Raw genomic sequence first — 2981 nt, forward strand, 5'->3', positions numbered from 1 at the left:
CGGCCAGGGCGTCGGCCAGCGGTCTGTCGAGAAGGACCACATCCGCACGCCCACCGGGTGCGACAGTGCGCGACCGTCCGCCCGGATCGTCTGCGGCAGAAAGGAACCCCGCGATCGCCTCTGCCGGATCGAGCCGTTCGGATGCTCCGACCACCGCACCCGATGCGGCTGTGCGCGTTACCGCTGCCTCGACGATCTGCCACGGGTCGAGCGGACCGTACGGCGCATCGCTCGACAACGCCAGGGGCACAACGCTGTCGAGCAGACTGCGGCACCGGTACAGGTCGCCGACATCCCTCGGATCGACCTCCTGCAGGTAGCTGTCGCCTCGGTCGGCGAGGAAACCGGGTTGGGTGACCACGCGCAGACCGAGACGGTGCAGGTCGGTGATCGACTCTGCGGGAACCAGCGCGCCGTGTTCGATGCGGTCGCCGGGATGCGCGCCCACTTCGGTGAAGACGGCGAGCAGGATTGCGAAGGCTTCCCGGCTGACGCAGTGCACGGCGACCGCGCGACCCGCCGCGTGCGTGCTGCGGATCGTCTCCGTGAGTACGTCGAGGTCGGGAAGGCCGGAGTCGGCCAGCACGATCTTGTACGGGCCGACCGTGACCGCGGGGTCGGCGGACGTGAAGCCGTTCGGCGCGCCGAGGAGATGCAGGCGCTGCGGCACGGCGCCGGAGGTGTGTGCGTCGATCAGCGCGGTGAGCGAGCTCGGTGACAGGTCCGGTGTCGCGTCGGTAAGCCCCGTGATGCCGTACCCGGCGAGCTCGGTGCCGAGTGCGTCGAGTGGTGGTGGTCCGGTGTCGGGCAGGCGGTCTCGTAGCCAGGTATCGGCGCGCCACACCCGGCCGGTGGGACGGCCCGCGTCGTCGCGTTCGACGCCCGGGTGGTCGGCGGTGTCGAGTCCGACCAGCGCGGCTGCGGTCGAGTTCAGGATCCACAGGGCACCGCTGCGGTGCTGAATGCGCACCGGTCGTGTCGAATGCAGACGGTCGAGGGCCTGCGAATCGAGCATTCCCGCAACAGATTCGAAGTAACCGACGCCACGGATCCAGTCGTCACCGGACGCTGCGTTCAAGGCGGCGGCGAGATCGTCGACGGTGTGCACGTGCGGTGGTCCGCAGCGCACCGACGCGCGGTCGGCGGCGAGCGCGTGCAGATGGATGTGGTGGTCGTGCAGGCCGGGGATCAGTACCCCTCCGCGACCGTCGATCACTTCGCTGCGCCTCGGTGTGGTGAGCGCGGACCCGACTTCGGCGATCCGGCCGTCGCGAATCAGGACGTCGAAACCCGCAGTGCCGTCGAGTTCGACGTCGTGCACCACCAGCGTGCTCATCGCCGGATTCCGAGCTCGGTCAGGAGCCCGGTGGTGTCACGGCCGGATTCGGGCGCTGCGCCGTCGGGTTCGCGGCGTCGCGGCTCGGCGATCGCGACCGTTCCCGACGGTGCGTCCACCCACCAGCCGTCCCGTCGCCGATAAGGCTGCGGCGCAGGGAAACTCGGGGAGTTGAGAGTGGCGGCGACGACAGAGGACATCGAGATGTCCCACAGTGCGCCGGGGTCGTCGGCGGGGGCGGACAGTGCGAGGGCGGCAGCAGTGAGCCCGGTGAGCGGATCGGCGAATGCATCGCCGACGAAGACCGGCCCGGTCGCGTCGGAGGCGAGCAGACCGGCGGTCGCGGCGACGTCGTCTCCGAATCCGATGCGTTGCGAACCGCGACCGTGCGCGGTGATGGACACCCAGGTGCCGCCGTCGGCAACGAACTGTTCGGCATCGAGACCGAATCCGGCCAGTGCACGCGGGCGGGACGCTTCGATGACGATGTCCGCAGCGGCAACCACGGCGGCCAGTTCCCGGCGCTGTGTGTCGTCGGAAGGATCGAGCACGATCGACTCGTGGCCGCCGTGCAACAGTCGGTAGAAGTCGGCATTGCCGCGGCGTGCGCCGTCCGGCCGGTGCGGAGTTTCCACCTTCACCACCCGTGCCCCCGCCAGCCCCAGCAGATGGGCGCACAGCGGGCCCGCCCACAGCGCACTGAAGTCGACGACGAGCGCGCCTTCGACGGACCGCGGCGCGAGCGGCACGGGGGGAAGCCCGTCGGGGGGAGCGACGGGGCCGCCGGCAATACCGAGAAGCTCCACGCGCTCGGCCAGGTCGGCGCCGGTGTGCCCGGCGAGCCAGGAGGTTACTGCGGGCCACGGATCGTCACCGATGTCGGCGCCGACGAGCGCGCCCAGCAGCAGGGGGTCGTCGGGGCGTGCACACGACACCGCAGCCCATCCGTCGGCGGTGGGCAGCAGCCGGCACGCCCCGCCGACCGACGTTGCGCCCGCGCGACGAGCCCCCGTGAACGCGGCGCGTTCGGACAGCAGGCGGGCGCCGTCGAGCTGCACCGATCCTGCGGTGGCCGACCCGATCCAGGCTGCCAGTTCGCGTGCCGTGGTCGCGGCACGGCCCGGCGGGATCAGGGGCGGGCCGTCGAGTCTGCCCGTCAGAGAGGCAATTCCACTCTCCGCCCAGTCCCGGACGGGATCGGCGGCAGGAGTGGAGGACATGGGCGTGATGCTACATTCCATCGCGATGGGGCCGGAGTCGAGCGCGAAGGCAGAACACATGGACACGACGACAGCGGTCACCATTTCCGCTGCTGATCTCGCGGACGGAGCAGCCGACGCTCCCCTCGTCGGTGAAGGCGGCACAGTCGATCGGCCGATGTTGATCGTCGACCTCGACGATGCTCCTGCCTCGGTGCTCGACCGGGCGGCGTACAGGGCTGCCATGTCCGATCGCCTGCTGGTGGGCCGGGCGACGACCTCGCCCGATACGGACGCGTTCGGGCCGCTGCTCGACGCACTCGACCTCACCTATGTCACCGGCCCCGACCCGGAGGCGAAAACGGTGGTCGGGACACCCGACGTCGATACGAGTCTCGCGACGTTCTTCGGCGCCGTGACGCAGAATCCACACGCGTCGCTGGTGG

2 protein-coding genes and 1 pseudogene are annotated in these 2981 nt (G+C 70.5%); 1 reads left to right on the top strand and 2 read right to left on the bottom strand.

The features are described from left to right. A partial coding sequence (locus Q8814_RS25405; RefSeq protein ID WP_330154721.1) for an amidohydrolase family protein occupies nucleotides 1-1336 on the bottom strand: 1336 nt, incomplete at its 3' end. Beyond that, nucleotides 1333-2556, bottom strand: coding sequence for a CoA transferase (locus Q8814_RS25410; RefSeq protein WP_330154722.1), 1224 nt, complete (start codon nucleotides 2554-2556; stop codon nucleotides 1333-1335). The genes Q8814_RS25405 and Q8814_RS25410, both read right to left, overlap by 4 nt. On the opposite strand from Q8814_RS25410, the pseudogene Q8814_RS25415 reads away from it, so the two are divergent. Then, a pseudogene (locus Q8814_RS25415) lies at nucleotides 2555-2981 on the top strand (hypothetical protein); the annotation flags it as partial. The gene Q8814_RS25410 and the pseudogene Q8814_RS25415 overlap by 2 nt on opposite strands.

Origin of the sequence: Rhodococcus chondri (assembly GCF_036327435.1) — a bacterium.
GTDB classification, from domain to species: Bacteria; Actinomycetota; Actinomycetes; order Mycobacteriales; family Mycobacteriaceae; genus Rhodococcus; species Rhodococcus chondri.

Bases quoted from the DNA above. Each gene is read 5' to 3' on its own strand.
- Q8814_RS25410 (WP_330154722.1), bottom strand. From the start codon at position 2,556: ATGTCCTCCACTCCTGCCGCCGATCCCGTCCGGGACTGGGCGGAGAGT.